The 1,769-nt window shown below is 29.1% G+C and carries 3 protein-coding genes; 1 reads left to right on the top strand and 2 read right to left on the bottom strand.

The features are described from left to right. Positions 1-191: hypothetical protein (locus VNJ50_RS15025; RefSeq protein ID WP_325583110.1), on the top strand; the 191-nt coding region annotated here is incomplete at its 5' end. A 26-nt stretch (positions 192-217) separates the two neighbouring features. Here VNJ50_RS15025 and VNJ50_RS15030 read toward each other — a convergent pair. Continuing rightward, positions 218-562 (bottom strand): hypothetical protein, encoded by a 345-nt coding sequence (locus VNJ50_RS15030; RefSeq protein WP_325583111.1) that lies wholly within the window; start codon positions 560-562, stop codon positions 218-220. 48 nt (positions 563-610) lie between these two features. Then, positions 611-1,072 (bottom strand): hypothetical protein, encoded by a 462-nt coding sequence (locus VNJ50_RS15035; RefSeq protein WP_325583112.1) that lies wholly within the window; start codon positions 1,070-1,072, stop codon positions 611-613. Positions 1,073-1,769 lie beyond the last annotated feature (697 nt).

Here is a 1,769-nt window from a genome sequence, read left to right on the forward strand (position 1 = left end):
ATGGATACGAAGAGACAAAAGACTTTATTTCAGAAGATATTTTTTCTTGCTTGAATATTGATATGATATTGTCCGTATTTAGAACTTCTTTTACAGGCAATTCTTTTCTATTAAAATTACAGCTTATCAATAATAATATAACTAAAAAATATTTCATTAGTGTTCAGTTTTTCATCGAATTAATGGTTTAGCATCTAAAAATTACCCGCATAGGAGTCTAATCAAAAAACGAACTATAACTATGCATTTTATATAATTGATAATGTCCCTCGGAATTCTTTTTAAAATGATATAAATCAAGTTCACCTTTTCTCTTGAACAAAGAGTCCCCCACTTTAACATTACCATCTTCCTTCACGACGTACAAGTCAAGTAAATAAGATTGTCCATCGTTTAACTTTACTTTCGCATCCCTTTTCCCGCCGTAATAGGATACTTTTTGGACCACTCCATTAAAATTTTGGCTTAATGCCAATCGCTTACTCCTAATCCCTAGAAAAACGACTATGGCCGAAAACAAAACTAAAATTATTAAAGAAAACAGGTTATATTTTTTATTCATTTTGAAATCAATTTGGATATACTATCAATGTTAGCTATTGGGTTTTATTTACGGAATTAGTTGATTAAATAGCTCAAATCCATTTGGTAGTTTATTCACTATTTGAATGTCATTAGAGAAAGCTGTTGGTTTTAGTTTTATAACTTTCGTATCAGCGTCAATTATTATTTTATGTTTACTCTTCATATTAATAGCATCCCAATGTTTTAGCTCAACATTATATTCACCTTCTTCAATTTCCATAATGAAATATTCTCCATAATTAATTTGTCCAAAAGACACATCGTTGAAATGCACATTCATTTTAGTTGTCCATCCACATTCCACCACAGGGCAATAATAGTCACCATTAAAGAAAAGAACTTTTCCATTTCCCAAATTCTCAATATCAATTTCGCTTTTTGGAATGTACGTATAATTTTTTTCCGTAACCAATTTACCAATTCCACAAGAATTCAAGAATAAAGAAAGAATTGCTAATATTAATATTTTATAGAATTTTTTTAGCATTTTTTTGATAATTAGAATCAACAATTATATAGAACCAATGAACTATACCAATAGTAAGTTATAGACCCTTATCAAATATACTCTTTTTACCTATGGCCCCAACGATATTCCGTTTGGTATGGCCATATTACCGGGATAATAGTCAGTTCTGCTGGTAACGGCGAGTGCTCCCCTGCTTGTAGATGAGATATTCCTTGAGAACACCACCTTATAAATGTCCAATCTTAACTTACAATCAGAATAACCACAAACGCAACAACACCTATTATTAAATTATATGGATGTAAGAATAAATTGGAGATTTCATCCTTAGACCATAATTTCTTAAAATTAACATCGCCATTAATTTTAAGCATTGTTGCTATATTAAAATAAATAAACCTAATAATAGCTCCAGGTAAACCGATAACAAAATATAAGATGATCAAAAATATATTATCGAAGTTTATCATTCTTCATCAATTATATAATTAAAAACAGCTTTACCAGTTAATTATATAAATACCATACCAAAAAATGTATGCCTAATTTTCTATGTCCTCTATAAAAATAAAAACCATACTTGGATGATCATGATTTCTAAAATCATCAACATTTAATATTATATTAGGCATAAGATTCTTTATAAAAACTAAATCTATTGGTGAAATTGTAACAAACATTCTTGGACACCTCACATAATACCCAATTCTCCCTT

Origin of the sequence: Gelidibacter sp., assembly GCF_035577925.1 — a bacterium.
Lineage (GTDB): Bacteria > Bacteroidota > Bacteroidia > Flavobacteriales > Flavobacteriaceae > Gelidibacter.

Coding starts and splice junctions, on each gene's coding strand:
- VNJ50_RS15035 (WP_325583112.1), bottom strand. CDS start 1,072: ATGCTAAAAAAATTCTATAAAATATTAATATTAGCAATTCTTTCTTTA.
- VNJ50_RS15030 (WP_325583111.1), bottom strand. CDS start 562: ATGAATAAAAAATATAACCTGTTTTCTTTAATAATTTTAGTTTTGTTT.